The sequence below is a fragment of the Bacillus sp. N1(2025) genome (assembly GCF_053470005.1).
Window position 1 is genome coordinate 241,553 of record NZ_JBLTJB010000001.1, and the last position, 14,926, is coordinate 256,478.

General features: G+C 44.6%; 32 protein-coding genes. All 32 read left to right on the forward strand.

Annotated features, from left to right (window positions below):
• The first annotated feature begins 51 nt into the window (after positions 1 to 51).
• The 32 genes from ACNFN4_RS01270 (at position 52) to ACNFN4_RS01425 (ending at position 14,810) form a co-directional block, all read left to right on the forward strand.
• Positions 52 to 750, forward strand: a complete 699-nt coding sequence (locus tag ACNFN4_RS01270) for a BRO family protein (RefSeq protein ID WP_127010347.1) — start codon at positions 52 to 54, stop codon at positions 748 to 750.
• 68 nt (positions 751 to 818) lie between these two features.
• Positions 819 to 1,391: a helix-turn-helix domain-containing protein gene (locus ACNFN4_RS01275; RefSeq protein ID WP_127010345.1), complete on the forward strand. Its 573-nt coding sequence runs from the start codon at positions 819 to 821 to the stop codon at positions 1,389 to 1,391.
• Entirely contained in the window at positions 1,388 to 1,666 is a 279-nt protein-coding gene (locus ACNFN4_RS01280; RefSeq protein WP_016938674.1) for a hypothetical protein, read from the forward strand. The genes ACNFN4_RS01275 and ACNFN4_RS01280 overlap by 4 nt, the downstream gene beginning before the upstream one ends.
• Complete coding sequence (locus tag ACNFN4_RS01285; protein ID WP_073981971.1) at positions 1,653 to 1,853, forward strand: YqaI family protein; 201 nt, start codon at positions 1,653 to 1,655, stop codon at positions 1,851 to 1,853. The genes ACNFN4_RS01280 and ACNFN4_RS01285 overlap by 14 nt, the downstream gene beginning before the upstream one ends.
• Before the next feature lie 110 nt (positions 1,854 to 1,963).
• Positions 1,964 to 2,581 carry a hypothetical protein gene (locus ACNFN4_RS01290; RefSeq protein ID WP_253600263.1) on the forward strand — a complete coding sequence of 206 codons (618 nt, stop codon included), beginning with the start codon at positions 1,964 to 1,966 and terminating at the stop codon, positions 2,579 to 2,581.
• Positions 2,574 to 2,759 carry a hypothetical protein gene (locus tag ACNFN4_RS01295; RefSeq protein WP_253600262.1) on the forward strand — a complete coding sequence of 62 codons (186 nt, stop codon included), beginning with the start codon at positions 2,574 to 2,576 and terminating at the stop codon, positions 2,757 to 2,759. Before ACNFN4_RS01290 ends, ACNFN4_RS01295 begins: the two co-directional genes overlap by 8 nt.
• Positions 2,759 to 3,709 carry a YqaJ viral recombinase family nuclease gene (locus tag ACNFN4_RS01300; RefSeq protein ID WP_118977684.1) on the forward strand — a complete coding sequence of 317 codons (951 nt, stop codon included), beginning with the start codon at positions 2,759 to 2,761 and terminating at the stop codon, positions 3,707 to 3,709. Before ACNFN4_RS01295 ends, ACNFN4_RS01300 begins: the two co-directional genes overlap by 1 nt.
• A gap of 2 nt (positions 3,710 to 3,711) precedes the next feature.
• Positions 3,712 to 4,551 (forward strand): recombinase RecT, encoded by an 840-nt coding sequence (locus ACNFN4_RS01305; RefSeq protein WP_253600261.1) that lies wholly within the window; start codon positions 3,712 to 3,714, stop codon positions 4,549 to 4,551.
• A 166-nt stretch (positions 4,552 to 4,717) separates the two neighbouring features.
• The gene (locus ACNFN4_RS01310) at positions 4,718 to 5,692 is read left to right on the forward strand and encodes a hypothetical protein (RefSeq protein WP_448199949.1); all 975 of its coding nucleotides are present in this window, start codon (positions 4,718 to 4,720) and stop codon (positions 5,690 to 5,692) included.
• On the forward strand, positions 5,682 to 6,464 hold the full coding sequence (locus tag ACNFN4_RS01315) for an ATP-binding protein (protein WP_375035345.1): 783 nt from the start codon (positions 5,682 to 5,684) through the stop codon (positions 6,462 to 6,464). Before ACNFN4_RS01310 ends, ACNFN4_RS01315 begins: the two co-directional genes overlap by 11 nt.
• A 9-nt stretch (positions 6,465 to 6,473) precedes the next feature.
• Entirely contained in the window at positions 6,474 to 6,617 is a 144-nt protein-coding gene (locus ACNFN4_RS01320) for a hypothetical protein (RefSeq protein ID WP_189319827.1), read from the forward strand.
• A 145-nt stretch (positions 6,618 to 6,762) separates the two neighbouring features.
• Entirely contained in the window at positions 6,763 to 7,215 is a 453-nt protein-coding gene (locus tag ACNFN4_RS01325; RefSeq protein WP_375035346.1) for a YopX family protein, read from the forward strand.
• On the forward strand, positions 7,202 to 7,660 hold the full coding sequence (locus ACNFN4_RS01330; RefSeq protein ID WP_335371334.1) for a DUF1064 domain-containing protein: 459 nt from the start codon (positions 7,202 to 7,204) through the stop codon (positions 7,658 to 7,660). Before ACNFN4_RS01325 ends, ACNFN4_RS01330 begins: the two co-directional genes overlap by 14 nt.
• A 119-nt stretch (positions 7,661 to 7,779) precedes the next feature.
• Positions 7,780 to 7,932 carry a hypothetical protein gene (locus ACNFN4_RS01335; protein WP_014470584.1) on the forward strand — a complete coding sequence of 51 codons (153 nt, stop codon included), beginning with the start codon at positions 7,780 to 7,782 and terminating at the stop codon, positions 7,930 to 7,932.
• Positions 7,933 to 8,013: 81 nt separating this feature from the next.
• Complete coding sequence (locus tag ACNFN4_RS01340; protein ID WP_003155894.1) at positions 8,014 to 8,217, forward strand: XtrA/YqaO family protein; 204 nt, start codon at positions 8,014 to 8,016, stop codon at positions 8,215 to 8,217.
• An 85-nt stretch (positions 8,218 to 8,302) separates the two neighbouring features.
• Positions 8,303 to 8,557 (forward strand): hypothetical protein, encoded by a 255-nt coding sequence (locus ACNFN4_RS01345; protein ID WP_375035376.1) that lies wholly within the window; start codon positions 8,303 to 8,305, stop codon positions 8,555 to 8,557.
• Entirely contained in the window at positions 8,554 to 9,027 is a 474-nt protein-coding gene (locus ACNFN4_RS01350; RefSeq protein WP_375035347.1) for a YopX family protein, read from the forward strand. Before ACNFN4_RS01345 ends, ACNFN4_RS01350 begins: the two co-directional genes overlap by 4 nt.
• Positions 9,024 to 9,284: a hypothetical protein gene (locus ACNFN4_RS01355; protein WP_071348438.1), complete on the forward strand. Its 261-nt coding sequence runs from the start codon at positions 9,024 to 9,026 to the stop codon at positions 9,282 to 9,284. The genes ACNFN4_RS01350 and ACNFN4_RS01355 overlap by 4 nt, the downstream gene beginning before the upstream one ends.
• Positions 9,285 to 9,287: 3 nt before the next feature.
• Entirely contained in the window at positions 9,288 to 10,112 is an 825-nt protein-coding gene (locus tag ACNFN4_RS01360) for a DNA adenine methylase (RefSeq protein ID WP_375035348.1), read from the forward strand.
• A 109-nt stretch (positions 10,113 to 10,221) separates the two neighbouring features.
• Complete coding sequence (locus ACNFN4_RS01365) at positions 10,222 to 10,359, forward strand: hypothetical protein (RefSeq protein ID WP_016938691.1); 138 nt, start codon at positions 10,222 to 10,224, stop codon at positions 10,357 to 10,359.
• Between the two features lie 13 nt (positions 10,360 to 10,372).
• Positions 10,373 to 10,915 (forward strand): dUTP diphosphatase, encoded by a 543-nt coding sequence (locus ACNFN4_RS01370; RefSeq protein WP_375035349.1) that lies wholly within the window; start codon positions 10,373 to 10,375, stop codon positions 10,913 to 10,915.
• Positions 10,915 to 11,232, forward strand: coding sequence for a hypothetical protein (locus ACNFN4_RS01375; protein WP_375035350.1), 318 nt, complete (start codon positions 10,915 to 10,917; stop codon positions 11,230 to 11,232). Before ACNFN4_RS01370 ends, ACNFN4_RS01375 begins: the two co-directional genes overlap by 1 nt.
• Positions 11,232 to 11,594 (forward strand): hypothetical protein, encoded by a 363-nt coding sequence (locus ACNFN4_RS01380; protein WP_375035351.1) that lies wholly within the window; start codon positions 11,232 to 11,234, stop codon positions 11,592 to 11,594. The genes ACNFN4_RS01375 and ACNFN4_RS01380 overlap by 1 nt, the downstream gene beginning before the upstream one ends.
• A 259-nt stretch (positions 11,595 to 11,853) precedes the next feature.
• Positions 11,854 to 12,216: a hypothetical protein gene (locus ACNFN4_RS01385; protein WP_375035352.1), complete on the forward strand. Its 363-nt coding sequence runs from the start codon at positions 11,854 to 11,856 to the stop codon at positions 12,214 to 12,216.
• A complete protein-coding gene (locus ACNFN4_RS01390) occupies positions 12,213 to 12,587 on the forward strand; it encodes a hypothetical protein (protein WP_375035353.1) in 375 nt (124 codons plus the stop codon). The genes ACNFN4_RS01385 and ACNFN4_RS01390 overlap by 4 nt, the downstream gene beginning before the upstream one ends.
• Complete coding sequence (locus ACNFN4_RS01395) at positions 12,584 to 12,802, forward strand: hypothetical protein (RefSeq protein ID WP_375035354.1); 219 nt, start codon at positions 12,584 to 12,586, stop codon at positions 12,800 to 12,802. The genes ACNFN4_RS01390 and ACNFN4_RS01395 overlap by 4 nt, the downstream gene beginning before the upstream one ends.
• A 5-nt stretch (positions 12,803 to 12,807) precedes the next feature.
• Entirely contained in the window at positions 12,808 to 13,242 is a 435-nt protein-coding gene (locus ACNFN4_RS01400) for a hypothetical protein (RefSeq protein WP_375035355.1), read from the forward strand.
• A gap of 33 nt (positions 13,243 to 13,275) precedes the next feature.
• Positions 13,276 to 13,566 (forward strand): hypothetical protein, encoded by a 291-nt coding sequence (locus ACNFN4_RS01405; protein WP_151296268.1) that lies wholly within the window; start codon positions 13,276 to 13,278, stop codon positions 13,564 to 13,566.
• Positions 13,567 to 13,621: 55 nt separating this feature from the next.
• Entirely contained in the window at positions 13,622 to 13,825 is a 204-nt protein-coding gene (locus ACNFN4_RS01410; RefSeq protein WP_129003956.1) for a hypothetical protein, read from the forward strand.
• Positions 13,826 to 13,999: 174 nt separating this feature from the next.
• Entirely contained in the window at positions 14,000 to 14,128 is a 129-nt protein-coding gene (locus tag ACNFN4_RS01415) for a hypothetical protein (RefSeq protein WP_014470571.1), read from the forward strand.
• Positions 14,129 to 14,142: 14 nt separating this feature from the next.
• Positions 14,143 to 14,349: a hypothetical protein gene (locus ACNFN4_RS01420; RefSeq protein ID WP_016938703.1), complete on the forward strand. Its 207-nt coding sequence runs from the start codon at positions 14,143 to 14,145 to the stop codon at positions 14,347 to 14,349.
• A complete protein-coding gene (locus ACNFN4_RS01425) occupies positions 14,349 to 14,810 on the forward strand; it encodes a hypothetical protein (RefSeq protein ID WP_375035356.1) in 462 nt (153 codons plus the stop codon). Before ACNFN4_RS01420 ends, ACNFN4_RS01425 begins: the two co-directional genes overlap by 1 nt.
• Positions 14,811 to 14,926: the final 116 nt, after the last annotated feature.

Consider the following 14,926-nt stretch of genomic DNA (forward strand, 5'->3'; position numbering starts at 1 on the left):
ATTTTCTGCTTCACCTTTTTTTGGTGGACAAGCAAAGGAGGCCACAACAACATGAATCAACTGCAAAACTTCTCCCATAAGCAGTTTGGAGAGCTGCCAATCATTCAAATTAACAACAAAGACTATTTCGGCGCAACTGAAGCTGCTGAGGCACTCGGCTACGCAAATCCACATGACGCCATATCAAAACATTGCTTGGTAAGTGGGGTCGCGTTTCACGAGGTCACCGATTCAATGGATCGGACACAACAGAAAAAATTTATCAACGAAGGAAATTTGTATCGGCTGATCGTAAAATCAAGGCTTCCCGCCGCAACTCAGTTCGAATCATGGGTGTTTGATGACTTGTTACCAACATTACGCAAAACAGGCCAGTACGGCGGCCCGAGAGTATTATCCGATGAAGAACAGCGAATCGAATCGCTAAAACTCACTTTAAGTACAGCAGAACAACAGCAAAAAATGCAAAAAGTGTTGTTCCATCATGAAAAACAGATCGGTGAGCTCAGTCAAAAAGTGGACGAGCAAATCACCCTGGATTCCGGAGAACAGCGCCGGTTTCAAAAAGTAGTCGCGCGCCGGGTTTATAGCATCACGGAAGGTAAGGAAGAAGCGGCCAGGCTTTTCAGAGAAATACACCGTGAGATAAAAGACCGGTTCGGCGTTGCAAGCTACAAAGACATAAAGCGCCGGGAGCTGTTATCCGCAATCAAATATATAGAAAATTGGATTCCTCGGAAGGTTTCCTAAAGCCTTTCGAGTTCCTTCATTAATTAAATTTTACCAGTGAACAACTGGATATATCAGGAGGCAAACATATGGAGAACAACCCATACAATTTGCATAATCTACCCCGGATCATGCGTAGTGTTCGCAAAGCGGCAGGGCTTGCACAATACCAGATCGGTAATTTGATAGGTGGGAAGGATCAGCGGTATGTTTCGGACGTTGAAAATGGATTCAGCAAGCTTACTCCGGAATTATGCATCAAGTGGTTTGAAGCGTGCGGCGCATACGAACATATTGATCTCGTACATTACCTCTTCAAACTGCATCCGACAGCGGCGGCGCCAATTGATCCAGCTCTTAACGAGAGTGCAAGCGCGGCGGTAATTAACATGATCCATCAGCTTGAAGAAGCATTGCAAGCAACACGGCAGTTATCGCGCTGGCTGGCGAACGATAGGCCGGGCCGACAGTCGGAAGAACTGCCAATGGCTGATATTAAGCAGATTTTCGATCTGATCCCGGCGAACAAAACGTTGATATATTCACTGGTCCGCAGTCATGGTTTGAACATGAAGGACCTGGCCGACAGGTGGACGCGTAAGGCGCTCATGAGTCAGGTTGCAATGGCAAAACAAGAGGGAAGGCAGGCGGTGCTGGTGTGATTGATGACAAAGTGCTGGTGAAGAGGCGTAACGCGGCCAAATTAGAAATGATAGTGATTGAAGAATATTCGAAAATTCTCAGCAAATCTTTAATAAGCGGTGACTTTAAACAAGCAGATGCAGCATATACAAGGATGCAGCAAGCAAGCGCGAGACTGGAAGATTATAAGGCCGAAAAAAGAGAGTTTCTTCGGATGGTACAACCAGTTAAGTATATGAGTCCTGCAACTGCTCAGGAATTTCAAAGGAGGTTTTTGGTTGATGCAGCATATTGAAAATCCGATGGTTCTGAACAACTGGCATGACAAGGCGACTGAACCGGAAACAAAAAAGGACTTTTTCGGGGACGAAGTAACGTCAGCAGATAATTATGTAATCGACTGCGGCGAGATAATTCTACAAGACAATCTCAAACGCTACTTGAAGGAGCAACTTGGATTTAAATTTCATTCAGCACAATAAAAAAGCCCACTCGGCAAAGTGGACTTCAAAAGGTCTTTTGGTAAAGAAATGTTCTTTTAATTATATCAAATTGCCTGTCTAAAAACAATTAGAAATCGGGGGAAATAACAATGATCAAATTAAATCTAGAAAACAACATCGGTAAAAAAGCGAATTTTGAAGCTGACAGTTTAACAGCTCAGGAAGCAGGCTCAATTATCCATCAAATTATCACTTACATGAATGCCGATAAAATGGCTGGCGGCATCCGTCCTGAACAAATATCTACGCCAGCCCGTCAAACAGCAAAGCCTATTACTGCTAACTCTCAAAAGGATGACATAGAAAAGAACACCGATAAGGCAGGCGCGGCAGATGCGAGAGAGGCAACAAAAACAGTGACAAATCGGCTTGCTGAAAAAGCTGAACCTGCCGAAAAAATCAATTCAAGACCAAGACAGGTTCAATTGTTGAACAGTGAACGCCGTTTGGCGACGCCAATTGTTTTCCCTACAAACGAAAAGGGGGAGCGTGAAAAGTGGAAAACAAGATTTTCATGCCCTTCATGTGGATTAAGTGAAACAAAACACGTCCCCCAAGGATTCCGTTTTACACCATGTGATAACTGCGGAACGCGTGTTCAAATCAAACCTGCAAACGACGCGTGGGGGCAGGAAGATTCAGAGGGATTCGTATACAGAGCCAATAACTTCTATGAGGAAAAAAAGGAGGGAAGATACGATGCCTAAACCAGTAACAGCATCTTTCAGTGACCGAGCGGACGATCAGAAGCGTTTGAGACAAGTCGGCGGCTCGATCATGTTCAGTAAAGGCAAACCCGTATTTTCTTTCCCATCAATGGACGCATACCGACAATGGCAGCAGCTTGGTGCGGAAGCATACAAGAGAAGGGTGGGGCTGCTCTGATGCAGGCTGAGATATTTGCAAAAACTGCAGATATGAGCCGTGAAGAATGGCTAATGGAAAGACGGAAGGGCATCGGTGGTTCTGATGCCTCCGTAATCCTGGGGTTAAACAAATGGAGAACCGCATTCGAATTATGGCTGGACAAAACGGGACAAGTTCCGGTCAGTGAGTCAGCCAGCGAGGCGGCTTACTTCGGCTCAATCCTTGAGGACATTGTCGCAAAAGAATTCGAAGTACGGAGCGGAAAAAAGGTTAGGCGTAAAAAGTCCATGCTCAAGCATCCTGAATATGATTTCATTTTGGCGAATGTTGACCGAATGATCGTTGGAGAAAAGGCCATTCTGGAATGTAAGACCACATCGGAATACAACTTGAAAGAATGGGAGAATGACGAGATCCCTGCTGACTATATTGTTCAGGTCCAGCACTATCTTGGCGTGCTTGGTCCCGAGTATAAAAAAGCATACTTTGCTGTTCTGATCGGTGGCAATAAATTCGTCTGGAAAGAAATTGAGCGGGACGATGAATTAATCGAAATGATATTCACTGCTGAAGTCGAGTTTTGGAATGCTGCGGTATTGGGTGGGGTTGCTCCTGCGTTGGACGGCTCAAGCGCAGCAGAAGAATATCTGAAAAAACGGTATGCGGAAACGGAAAGCAACAAGGTTATTGATCTTACCGCGGTAAACCGTGAACGGATAAAGCAGTATTTGCAATTAAAGGAAAGTATCGCTGAATTGCAATTGCAGGCGAAAGAATTAGAAAACCAAATCAAACACGAAATGAAGGAAGCGGAATACGGATTCATTGGAAACTATCAAGCTAGTTGGAAACCGGTTGTATCTAACCGGATCGACACCAATAAACTGAAAGAGCAGTTTCCAGATGTATATGAGAAAGTCACAAAAGAAGTGCAATATAGACGCTTTGGAATTAAGGAGGTTAGCTAAATATGGCTACAAATGAATCGCTTAAAAATAACATTCAAAAACAAAATAACGCGCCAGGACAGCCGCAGGGAACAACAATGAAGGGCCTGCTTTCTTCTCCGGCAGTCATGAACCGATTTGAAGAAGTTCTGGGGAAAAGAGCGTCTCAATTCACAGCATCAATTTTGAGTCTGTACAACAGTGAAAACACTCTTCAAAAGGCAGAACCTATGAGTGTAATTTCATCGGCTATGGTGGCGGCAACGCTTGATCTGCCAGTGGATAAGAACTTGGGTTATGCCTGGATCGTTCCGTATAAAGGCCGCGCACAATTTCAGCTTGGTTACAAAGGATACATTCAGCTTGCTTTGCGGACAGGTCAATATAAATCTATCAATTGCATACCTGTCCATAAAGGAGAATTGCAAAAGTGGAACCCACTAACCGAGGAAATAGAGATTGATTTTGAAAAACGGGAATCAGATGCGGTTATTGGCTACGCTGCTTACTTTGAGCTTTTAAACGGTTTTCGGAAAACAGTGTATTGGACAAAGGCGCAAGTAGAGAAACACAAAAAGAAGTTTAGTAAGTCGGACTTTGGCTGGGGCAAGGACTGGGATGCAATGGCGCTTAAAACCGTTCTTAAATCCATGCTTAGTAAATGGGGGATTCTCTCCATTGAAATGCAAAAGGCAGTCATCGAGGATAACGAGGAACGTGAGCGAATTGACATTACTGACGAAATGGCAGAGCCGGAAATCATTGATGCCGAAGTGTCAGAAGAAAAGCCGAGCGCGCAGGATGTCGATCCCTTTGACGGTAAGCCTGTAGACATTAGCGAAAATGACCTGCCATTTGATTGAGGTTAGCATACCCTTCTGTTACAAGTGGATGACAGAAGGGGCGCCTAACCGGGCGCAACTGTTCCGTGATTATGTTCAGGGTTATATCCGAACAAATGAACCGGGCTTGCGTTTAGTCCGCATCAGCGGCATGACAGCACTGTGTGAAAGGAAGTAGGTGAGCGGCTTGGAAATGCAAGGCATGGGGTATGTTATTCAGCCCCGCCAGCAGTTTGCAAATAGGCGCGAAAAGATTCTTTATATGTGTTTGCTCGAAGAGGCCGTTTTCGCTCCCGTTGGATCATTAAAAACAGGTGAAGCAATGATTAATGTGGCGGAGCTTGCGAGGGACCTATCTATTGATCTTAAAAAAATGCGGTACTCTCTCGGCAAACTTGAGACAGCAGGATTGATCAAAACAAGACGAATGAAGCAGAACAAAGCAACTATTATCACGATTGTTGATTATGAGAAGCTTCAAAACATAAAGAATTACGGGAAGAAAGCAGATTCATTTCCGCCAGTGGATACCGGGGATTCGGAACAAGAACATAAAAAGGGTGAGGATATGCAAGACCAAGGTAAATTCAAAAACATTCCTGATTACGCTGATCACTTAATGCCGCAACAGATCAGCAACGAAGACACACTAAAGGACGCATTAAGTGCAGCAGAATTAAAAAATATGAATCTGGCGAGCGAAAAAGAAATTGAAAAATTCGCTGACATGGTTATTAAAATGGGCGCGCTTCCGGAAGGCATCAAAAAAGGCATACTTGTTCAATATCTTGACTGCATCCGGCTTACACGTTCGCATTGCAAAATTTCCGCGAAGTTGCTTGCGAACCATATAGAAAAAATGAGTAAGTACAGCGTCGATCAGCTTCATTACGCTATGTGGGAACATGCTGAGAAATACGACGACCGCAAAGAAGCGTACACACTCGGTATTCTGCGGGGAACGAGTGACCATAAAGCGCGGCAGGGACTTATGAAATTAATGAACCGGGGAGGACGAGGAAATCATGAACAGTTTAGCAACCGCCCTAAAGCAGTTGGAGAAAGCCAATCCACATCTAGCGCAGAAGTTGAAAGACTCGAAGCGCTTGCCCGTGAAAAGGGCCTCTCAGGAAAGATACGAGACACTCACTGTGATTTCTGAGGAAAACTGCATTTATAAACAATGCGACGGCTCAGGGCTCATATGGGTGAAGGATCACAAAGAAAACACTGAGTTTATGAAAGAGTGCCCTTGTAAAGCCATTAAGGCGCTAGAAAATAAACTGCTCAGCGCCCGGCTTCCGGAAGAATTTAAGGATGTCACTTTAAACTCTTTTGAAATTGATGTTTACGATCAGGATATTTCTAAAGAGCGGGCAGCCAATGCCAAAAGGGCCTCAAAAAACTATGTGCTTAAATTCGATATGATGCGCGAGCAAGGAAAAGGACTTTATTTCCACAGTCATGAGAAGGGCAGCGGGAAAACGCGGCTTGCTGCAAGTATCCTAAAGGCCATCATAAAAATGCATGATAAGCCGGAAAGCCCTATGAAGATTCTTTATTCATCAACTGCTGATCTAATCGGTGAAATCAAAAAAACCTTTGATGGAGAATCAAAGGTGAAAAGCTCGGACATTATCGAGGCTGTTAAAACGGCTGATCTTGCCATTCTGGACGATATAGGCGTTGAGAAAGTCAGCGATTGGGTAGAGGAAACGTTCACACGCATCCTTGATTACAGACTGCAGAATAAGAAACCGACCATCTTCACAAGTAATCTGAGCATTGATGAATTAGACATTAAATATCCTGAAGGGCGTATCAGCAGCCGGATTGAGAAAATGACATTTCCAATTCGTATGCCAGATGAAAAAATCAGGAGCAAAAAAGCCAAGCAGGAAAATGATCTATTGCTCCGATCATTATACGAATAGGAGATTGCTATGAAAGAGAAAACAAACGTTACGATATCCGGCGGTATGTATCTGTTCGGGCCCGCAGAGCAAACGGCCGGCCAGGACCTTACCCCGGCGATCCGGGTGCTTGAGGAAAAAATCAAACAAATGGAGCTGATGCACAGTGCTTAAAGCGGTTATCCTGCTGCCGGCCATCATCCTCACAGCGCCGTACAAGGAAAAGCAGATTCAGCACTGGGAACAAATTGACGGTAGGTAACGACGGCACGCGGGAACGGGCCGATAAGGAAATAGTCAGAGATATGGAGGCGGCGAAATGAGAGAAATTAAGTTTCGAGGAATGGGAATAAACGGAGAATGGTATTACGGGAACCTATCAATCATTAAACAAAGAATCAAGAGCATGGGCATTGATCTTGGTTCTTATATCTCTAATAAAGCTGGGGTTCCATTTGCTTACAGTGTGAGGCCGGAAACAGTTGGGCAATTTACTGGATTAAAGGATAAAAACGGCCGGGAGATTTATGACGGAGACATTGTAAGGAACCACCGTGATAATTCAAATGAGCTATTAGAAGTTTTATGGCAGGAAGAAGTGGCTGAACATGCTTCAGACGGGATCTATTGGACAAAAGAGGTGCCAGGTTTTAGATTCAAGCGAATAAAGCGAGGCTTGACTACTGTATTTGTAGCTCATGTTGATTTAGAAGTCATCGGCAATATTCACCAAAATCCTGAGCTTTTGGAGGCATCGCATGCCAGCAAATAAGTACGGCGCCAGAAAAACGCAGATGGATAGCATCACGTTCGATAGCCGGGCCGAAGCCAAATACTATGAGCAACTGAAGTGGCTCAAGATGAGCAAGCAGATCAAAGATTTCAAGCTGCAGCCGCGGTTCCTGCTTCAAGAAGCATTCAAAAAGAACGGAAAAACTTTTCGGAAGATTGAATATATTGCAGACTTTGAGGTTCATAACTTGGATGGCAGTATAGAGATCATTGACATCAAGGGCGTAGAAACAAAGGAATTTGCCATCAAACGCAAGCTGTATGAACGGCTTTACGATACGCCACTCAAGGTGCTGGCTCTAGATAAGTCACTCGGCTTCATTGAGCTGGACGAGCTGAAAAAACTCAAAAGAAAGGCGGGGAAGACCACTGCAAAACGTGGTAATCGCAGACGATCGGCCGTTGTGGGTGCAGGAAGAAGATAAGCTCATGGCCTGCATGATGCTCTGTTCCGATTACAAACGATGCGCCAGCCGCATGGGAGCGGATTGCAAAAAGCTTGGAGGTTCAGAAATTCCCAAAATCAATTCAGGAGGTTATCGCTATGCAAGAAAAAATCGATCCATACAAGCCTGGTCCAGTTAAGGAGTGGAAAATGACGCCGGAGCAGTTGGCGGCATACGTCGAAAAGCATCCAATCATCTACCGTGAGGAATTAAAGCCATCTGCCGGCTTAACGATGCGGCTGCCGTCGTAAAACGTAAAAAAGCACCGAAGCCGTGGCCCCGATGCTCTGATATGAACTGGTACTTCTATCATAGCACAGGGGGCGGCCAGAGTGAACAAGCCAACAGAAATAAAAAATCATGAAACAACTATTCAGCAAAGCATCGAGCCGGGGAAAGTCCGGATCATCGTTTTAGATGGTACTGAAGGGACAGCCCACTTAATGGACGCCCCGGAACACGGTAAAACAATCATTCAAACAATAAAAGGCGGCCTGGCTCGTTGTGATTACGAGATCGGCCACAAATTCAAATAGCAGGGGTTTCCCCTGCGGGGGAGGAACGGGCATGAAAGAGAGAATTGAGTGGTTAAAAGGGCTTACGTATATTCCGCAAAAGGAAATGGGATGGCTTCTTGAACAAGCTGAATTGTCTGCTAAACAACAGGAAATCATCGAGGAAAACAAGCGTCAGCAGGAAATCGCGGTCAATCAGTTTCGGCAGGCTCAGGAAGAGATACAGCGGCTTACAAAAGAGAATGACAATTTCAGAAGGTTGCTTGCTACATTCACTGATGAAGAGGACGACCCTTTCGGAGTGGTAAGGAAGGCCTTAAACGGTCAGTTTCCTGCTGCATGGGAGGGTGATGCGGAATGAATAACATAAAAATCCGGTATGTGTTCCGACATAAGGAAACAGGCAATGTCGAATTGAAAACGTACTTTATCAGTCAGCTTGAAGAACGCCCGGCGCGCAAACTGTCTCCCGTCTTTTGTGAAGAATTTGGTTACGAGTTGATCAGCCGCGATTTATTTTCCGGCACGAAGGACAAGAACGGCAAGGAGATTTATCAGGGCGATGTTATTATGTTCTCCTTTATTGACGAGGGCGAAAAAAACACACGATTTATGCAGATTGTTTTTGAAGGCAGCGGCTTCAAGATGAAAGAGATTTGCCGCAACTACAGGCTAGAAAAAATTCATGGAGTCCTTCGTATCAAGCGTGGAACGCTAACAGATCACCAGGGGAAACTTCAAGAGTTACACAAACACAATGCTCTTTATTTTACAGAAATCATCGGCAACGTACATCAAAATCCGGAATTGTTAGGCGGTGCAGCAAAATGATGCCATTACAAGTAGAACTGCAAAGGAACGTGAAGGCCACGAAGGATGAAGCAATGACCGTCGAGCAGGCGGCCGAGCTTTTGAAGGTTCATCCGGACTACATCCCGACGCTTGTCGCTCGGTCTGACGATCTGAAAATGATCGGCGACCATACCATTATCGCTAAACGGGATAAAACAAATATCTGGCTGGTCGGGGCATGCGTGGGGCTTTTCTTCTTCGCTATCTCTGTGCTGCCGAATTTGATCGGGGGTTAAGGGATGGCGCGCTCACCGTTAATCTGGTTCGGTGGCAAAGGTCGATACGCCGATCACATTATAAATAAAATGCCCGCCCATAAGGTGTACGTCGAGCCTTTCGGCGGCGCAGCTCATGTCATAGCTAATAAACCGCAAATAGGTCATGAAGTGTATAACGACATTGACGGCCATGTGGTGAATTTCTTGATGCAAGTCAGAAAGGATCCGAAGGCCATGCAGCAGGCTTGCGAATCCATTCCGTACAGCCGGGCGCTCTATGAGAAATGGAAAACTGAAGATTACCCGCAAAATGATTTTGACCGGGCTGTCAGATGGTTTTATATGAATCGCTCCGGCATTAGTAAGGGGAACGCGGAGGAAGTACCGCAGACAGGCTGGAGGCATAGCACACAAAGCGGGCAGAACCCTGCTGGCGGATACATAAGCGCCTGCGCTGCCTTTGAGTCTTTCGCCAACCGTATGAAGGGCGTCATGATCGAATGTAAGGATTTTCGCAACATCATTGAGAAATACGATAGCCCGGATACTCTGTTTTATGTGGATCCGCCATACGTTGGCCGAGAGCGGTTTTATGCTGGCGGCTTTACGGAAGAGGATCACCGGGAACTGGCCCGGCTGCTTAATCAGGTCAAAGGGAAAGTGGTTCTTTCTTATTACGATGATCCTTTGATACTCGAGATCTACCCGAACTGGGAGTCAGAAACCTTTTCCGCATACAAACAGGTTGTTGGCGGGTCCGAAAAAAGCCGCGGAGCTGAAGAATTATTGCTGTTCAACTATAAGATCACTCAACTCAGCTTATTTGATTCGGTGGTCCGGCCATGATCGAATACCATTGCCCGGACTGCGATTATAAAAAACTTGATTTAGAAATCCGCCCGGATGCACGCTGCCCGCATTGTGGTCGCTGCATGGGCGCCGAGGAGGAAATAGTGTGAAACAGGATTACAGGCAGGCTTTCGAACAAGCATTGGCTGTCTTCCGTGAAAAGCATGGACCGGAAACAGGCGGCATGCTGCTTATGTGTCATGTGCATGAATTTCTACAAAATACCGTCGGCGGGCGGAAATAAGGGAGCGGAAACAATGAATCTACAAAAAATGTTTGAAATGCAAAAGGTGCTTGATGATCGGATCATCAAAGAAAAGGGGCTTGAGGGGCAGGACTTGCTGCCAAACCTCATTCTTGCTCTACAGGTGGAACTGGCCGAGTGTGCGAATGAATGGCGCGGCTTTAAACATTGGAGTAATGACCGAGAACCGAGAACAAAACATCCGTTAGAAGTTTCACCTAATGGGGCTTTCAGAAGAGGCGGAAACCCTCTACTAGAGGAATACGTGGACTGCCTGCATTTTATCTTGAGCATTGGGAATCGTCTGGATTATAACGACAGCGAAACAATAAATATTATTCTTTCTAAATATTTGAATATTCGAGGCATTTTAAACCCTAAGTGGTTGTTTTCTTCTCTTATTTCTACTGTTGCTTTTACACGTCAAAACTATATCAATTTGTTTATTAACTTTTTTACTCTTGGCAAGCGGCTCGGATTTACTATTGAACAGATCGAAGCGGCTTACATGGAGAAAAACGCCGTCAATCATCAGCGGCAGCAGGAGGGGTATTGATGGATATTCAAAAAATCCAATCGTCGGCAATCGAAGCAATCAATAGCATTCGTAATCGAGGTTTAGAGGTGGATGTCATTCAGTTTAGGGATGATGTATGGGATGCGATTGTTGAAGTTAACAAGCGTATAGGTGTCCAAGGCGGGCCAAACCCGGAATTCGCAGGGTGTAAAGCTGAAAAGCAGGAGTTATTAACGCTGTTTGCATTCCGAATCATAGCAGCAGGGGCATATAACGTCCGAATTCATGAAAATGACATCATTGAGGGAACAGATGATCTTTATTCAGTCGTCACACCAATAGGAGGGGTTATCTGATGAACCACACCGACAACCCGATCATTTCAGCCGTCATCAGCAAACTAAACGCACAACAGGAAAAGGGGCTTGCCAAGTACGGCCGGCCCGTTCAAGTTAACGCCTATGACATACGCGGCTGGTTGCAGCACGCACTTGAAGAAACTCTTGACCAGGCAGTCTATCTGGAAGCGGCTATTCAGACTTTAGACAGAAAAGAGGAGACACTACAAGCGACATATAACGATTTGAAAAATAATCCGCCTGCTTCCGAATCAATAGAAGATATGGGCGATTACTATATGAACCTTAATTCAGCTCAAACGATTTATTCCACGGCATTTTTATTAGGTTTTAATCTTAAAAAGGAGAACGCGGAGTGAAATTTGCATTTAAAGTGTTGATGATTCTCATAATGTCGGCCGTTGCCGATTCCATAGGAATAATTCTGGCGTATTATTTCGACAATCCGAGTTTGAGATTAAATTGTGTGTCAGTTACCGCGGCGATCAGTGGGTACTTGGTTCGTGGATGGTGGCCGCCGGAAAAGAAGGAGGACGCGGAATGATTGGAGTCATAGTATTCCTGCTCCTGTTTTGGGGGTTTATAGTTTGGTGGAGAAATTACTAAGGAGGGCGTGGCGTGAAGCTTAAATTGACAGATGAGCAGTACAATGCATTCTGTACATTGTTAGAAATAGGAAATAAAGATGTGATTATTTCTGAAATCATTTATTTTCATGGAAGATGGGGAGACACTGGCAATATGAAATATGCCCCTTTAAACAATATTTCTCGCTATTCATTAATTGAAGCGGTAGTGAAAGAGAATTTCGAAAGGCTGAAAACGCCATTAGAAGAAGTCGAAAGGCTGATAAGTGTATATGAGAGAAGAGCAGATGCCATATCGCAGAAGGAAAATCCGTTGCACGATGCATTCAGTGATTTTGTCGTTGAATTGAATGATCTGAAAGAGATCATTTTGAATCAGGAGGGCACGGAATGAAGACTACATTATTCCCTGAGCCGTACAGCTCCATGGTGGCTATAACAGCCAAAAAGCCGAATGATGAACCTTTGACGGCTGCTGTTCTTTTTAAATCAATGGACCAATTATTTGCGGAAATAGAACCTGAAGCGCAACCGGAAATATTTGCCGACCCAATAATTCAGAGGGAATACGAAAGAAAAATGAGCAAAGACATTAAAATCTGGCGCGGCTCGGAAATAATATGGGCTTTTGACAGAGAGGATATAGCGTCCATCAAAGAAATTCCCGGTGGCTCTCGGTTGGAATTGAAAAACGGCGACTGGTTCAATAGCATGCATTCGGTCAAAAAAATGAAGGAGATTCTTGGATTGGAGGAAACAAAATGATGAAAAATGAATCAGTTTCAGTTATTGACGCAATCAAATGCCCGCATTGCGCGCATGTAATGGAATTTTACGATTACATTGAGGGAGGCGATATGTCGGGTGAATTTGAAATGAATTGTGAGAAGTGCCACAAGCCTTTCCATGTGGATTTTAACAGTACATTTCATTTCACTTCTAAAAAACTACATGGAATATCCGAAAGGACGGAGGATTAATAACTATGAAAAAGCTATTCAAATCAATCATTCTATCAGCGGTATTACTTATGGGAGCGGCGGCCGTTGCGCCGTCTGCTTCCGCCGCATGGTCCGGCTGGCAAAATGAATCCGGGTACAGCGGGCGGGTGTTTACGGATGCAGCGACTTACACGGCCGGCGCCTCAACGGTGGACTGGAAAGCCGAGAAAAAAGGCTCAAGCACACTTTATTATACGGCCGGCGTATACAAGAAGCGCAGCGGCGGCGGGCTGACTGATACGAATTTAGTACAGCGGGGCAGCTTCAAAACGGCAACGCCTCTGAAATCATTCAACGTGAAAACGATCCGGAATAAGACTGGGAAAGGAACCTATGTCATTCAGCTTGACTGCTATTCTGATTCCGGCAAGCGGAACTATATCGGAACATTTGAATCAGCAAAATTCATTGTGAAGTAAGATAAATTCAAAGAAGAATCGGAGGAAAATACAATGCTACAATTAACAAAAGAACAGGCTGCGGCTTTTGAGAGCCTACGGAAAAGTGTTAGCTTAGGGAATTGGCAGGGAGAATGGGCCCCGTTAAACAGCGTTGATCCTGTCGCGCTTGCAACTGCCCTCGCTACCAATGAATATGAGATTTTAAAGACGCCCGCCGATGAATTTGAAGAGGCTTTTGACGCAATTCGGGAAGAGGCTGAAAGCAAAAGCCCCGAGGCTGCAAGTTACTTGGATGAAGTGAACGGCTTTTGGGAGCAATACAAAGAGAAAGCCGGCCTCTGAAGGAAAAATAAATCAATGGGTTTTATCAGATACATTATAGGGGGTTCCAGTGACAATGAAATTTTCAGATATTGAATTAGAAATGCTTCAAGATGAATTTAAAAAAATAATTCCTTTTCATTTGCAAACGGTAGCCGAATCATCAAAGTTAATTGTTGCTTACTATCAGGAATTCAAAAAGAATCCAAATGTAGAACCGGGCGATGTTTTACCATTGGCGGTATGCTCTGCCATGAAACAACTCGGTTTCAATATTTAGACCGAATCATGGTAAAATAAAGTATACCAAGAAATAAAAAGAACCTGCTGAATACCAGCTAGGGAGTTTAAAAATAAATAAGTCCAAGACGGAAAGCCTGCGGACACTGATCATTGCACAGAATTTTTTCTGCGCTCTGGTTGGTGTCCGTTTTTTGTTATCAGGAGGGATGACATGAAGCGGAAGAAAAAGGAGCCAGATAAAAACGTTTCTGAGCGATCAGATCGCTTTTGGCAGCGGATGATGGGGCAAAATATGCAAACTCTGAAAAGAGGCAAGGGCGGCGCTTTGAGGCGCAAATAAAGGGAGTGTTTGGTGTGAAGTATGGATTCGCCTATCAAAATGGGAAAATCGTGAATCTTTTGTGCGGAAAAGAAGATTTATTCGAGAATATGAAAAGTTTCTTGATGGAAAAGTGCAGCCTAACAATTCAGGAAGTATCTAAAACCGAATATCTGGCAGAACAAAAAAAGAACGGTTGGAATGAGAAATATTCTATTTACGGACAAAAGGAGAGTTTATAATGTCTGCTCAAATGATGGCTTGGGAAATCGAAGAATGGATTCGTGATTATAATTTTATGTTGCGGGAGATCAGTCGATTAAGCCGCATTCTCAACAAAGTGGAGTTTGCCGGGCAGAAGCTTGTGGCTACTTATGGTGACGAAGCAGGAATGCCGAGAGGGTCAGCCGGAATAAGCCAGGCGGAATTACGTCAGATGGATCGTCGGGAAAAGCGGCTCCGTAAATACGAAACTATCGTTGATTTTCTTGAGCGCTCTACTGAAGAAATAGAGGACGAAAAAAACCGGATTGTCTTTGATTGCATGTTAGAAGGGATGAAGTTTCGTGAAATCGCGTTGCATCTTGGCGTTTCCCGCGAAACAGTCAGACGCATTAAAAATGATATTGTGTGCCATTTGTGCCAAATGTGCGAAACGTGTCAGCTTTTGCAATTGTTGAATCAAATAAAATCCGCAGTGTAAACTGGAAGGCAGGACGGGGAGGCGGAATATTCCTGCGTCCCCACCAATTTCATATAGTGATCATAAAGCTCTATGCCCTTATTGGGTGTAGGGCTTTCGTTCGACAAATTTCGCAA

Excerpts from the sequence above, each read along its gene's own strand:
- ACNFN4_RS01270 (WP_127010347.1), top strand. The coding sequence starts at position 52 with ATGAATCAACTGCAAAACTTCTCCCATAAGCAGTTTGGAGAGCTGCCA.
- ACNFN4_RS01275 (WP_127010345.1), top strand. The coding sequence starts at position 819 with ATGGAGAACAACCCATACAATTTGCATAATCTACCCCGGATCATGCGT.
- ACNFN4_RS01285 (WP_073981971.1), top strand. The coding sequence starts at position 1,653 with ATGCAGCATATTGAAAATCCGATGGTTCTGAACAACTGGCATGACAAG.
- ACNFN4_RS01290 (WP_253600263.1), top strand. The coding sequence starts at position 1,964 with ATGATCAAATTAAATCTAGAAAACAACATCGGTAAAAAAGCGAATTTT.
- ACNFN4_RS01295 (WP_253600262.1), top strand. The coding sequence starts at position 2,574 with ATGCCTAAACCAGTAACAGCATCTTTCAGTGACCGAGCGGACGATCAG.
- ACNFN4_RS01300 (WP_118977684.1), top strand. The coding sequence starts at position 2,759 with ATGCAGGCTGAGATATTTGCAAAAACTGCAGATATGAGCCGTGAAGAA.
- ACNFN4_RS01305 (WP_253600261.1), top strand. The coding sequence starts at position 3,712 with ATGGCTACAAATGAATCGCTTAAAAATAACATTCAAAAACAAAATAAC.
- ACNFN4_RS01320 (WP_189319827.1), top strand. The coding sequence starts at position 6,474 with ATGAAAGAGAAAACAAACGTTACGATATCCGGCGGTATGTATCTGTTC.
- ACNFN4_RS01325 (WP_375035346.1), top strand. The coding sequence starts at position 6,763 with ATGAGAGAAATTAAGTTTCGAGGAATGGGAATAAACGGAGAATGGTAT.
- ACNFN4_RS01330 (WP_335371334.1), top strand. The coding sequence starts at position 7,202 with ATGCCAGCAAATAAGTACGGCGCCAGAAAAACGCAGATGGATAGCATC.
- ACNFN4_RS01335 (WP_014470584.1), top strand. The coding sequence starts at position 7,780 with ATGCAAGAAAAAATCGATCCATACAAGCCTGGTCCAGTTAAGGAGTGG.
- ACNFN4_RS01345 (WP_375035376.1), top strand. The coding sequence starts at position 8,303 with ATGGGATGGCTTCTTGAACAAGCTGAATTGTCTGCTAAACAACAGGAA.
- ACNFN4_RS01350 (WP_375035347.1), top strand. The coding sequence starts at position 8,554 with ATGAATAACATAAAAATCCGGTATGTGTTCCGACATAAGGAAACAGGC.
- ACNFN4_RS01355 (WP_071348438.1), top strand. The coding sequence starts at position 9,024 with ATGATGCCATTACAAGTAGAACTGCAAAGGAACGTGAAGGCCACGAAG.
- ACNFN4_RS01360 (WP_375035348.1), top strand. The coding sequence starts at position 9,288 with ATGGCGCGCTCACCGTTAATCTGGTTCGGTGGCAAAGGTCGATACGCC.
- ACNFN4_RS01370 (WP_375035349.1), top strand. The coding sequence starts at position 10,373 with ATGAATCTACAAAAAATGTTTGAAATGCAAAAGGTGCTTGATGATCGG.
- ACNFN4_RS01375 (WP_375035350.1), top strand. The coding sequence starts at position 10,915 with ATGGATATTCAAAAAATCCAATCGTCGGCAATCGAAGCAATCAATAGC.
- ACNFN4_RS01380 (WP_375035351.1), top strand. The coding sequence starts at position 11,232 with ATGAACCACACCGACAACCCGATCATTTCAGCCGTCATCAGCAAACTA.
- ACNFN4_RS01390 (WP_375035353.1), top strand. The coding sequence starts at position 12,213 with ATGAAGACTACATTATTCCCTGAGCCGTACAGCTCCATGGTGGCTATA.
- ACNFN4_RS01395 (WP_375035354.1), top strand. The coding sequence starts at position 12,584 with ATGATGAAAAATGAATCAGTTTCAGTTATTGACGCAATCAAATGCCCG.
- ACNFN4_RS01400 (WP_375035355.1), top strand. The coding sequence starts at position 12,808 with ATGAAAAAGCTATTCAAATCAATCATTCTATCAGCGGTATTACTTATG.
- ACNFN4_RS01405 (WP_151296268.1), top strand. The coding sequence starts at position 13,276 with ATGCTACAATTAACAAAAGAACAGGCTGCGGCTTTTGAGAGCCTACGG.
- ACNFN4_RS01410 (WP_129003956.1), top strand. The coding sequence starts at position 13,622 with ATGAAATTTTCAGATATTGAATTAGAAATGCTTCAAGATGAATTTAAA.
- ACNFN4_RS01415 (WP_014470571.1), top strand. The coding sequence starts at position 14,000 with ATGAAGCGGAAGAAAAAGGAGCCAGATAAAAACGTTTCTGAGCGATCA.
- ACNFN4_RS01425 (WP_375035356.1), top strand. The coding sequence starts at position 14,349 with ATGTCTGCTCAAATGATGGCTTGGGAAATCGAAGAATGGATTCGTGAT.